At 53.4% G+C, this 264-nt stretch carries 1 protein-coding gene; it reads left to right on the top strand.

Features of this window, described 5'->3' with window-relative positions; all coding sequences use genetic code 11:
- The coding region (locus QP442_RS08495; RefSeq protein WP_285069801.1) for a hypothetical protein at positions 1 to 264 on the top strand (264 nt) is incomplete at both ends.

The following is a 264-nucleotide window of genomic DNA, read 5'->3' as shown; positions in this document are numbered from 1 at the left end:
CGGCGATGGCCTGACCGATTCCGAAGAAGAAAAGATCGGAACCGATCCGAATAACCCGGATACCGACGGCGATGGCATCAATGACGGTGACGAAGTCAATGGCACCAAGAACCCGTTCCAGGATGACAATTTCAATAAGGACGGTAAGCCTGGTAATACTGATCCGCTCAACCCGGATACCGATGGTGACGGACTCACCGATGGTGACGAAGTGACCGGTGCTAAGAACGGTGGCAAGGCAACCAATCCGAATAAGGCCGATAC

This window comes from Pauljensenia sp. UMB1177, assembly GCF_030217965.1.
Lineage (GTDB): Bacteria > Actinomycetota > Actinomycetes > Actinomycetales > Actinomycetaceae > Pauljensenia > Pauljensenia turicensis_A.
Note: the sequence above shows the minus strand (reverse complement) of the source record. Positions and strands in the feature narration are given on the sequence as shown.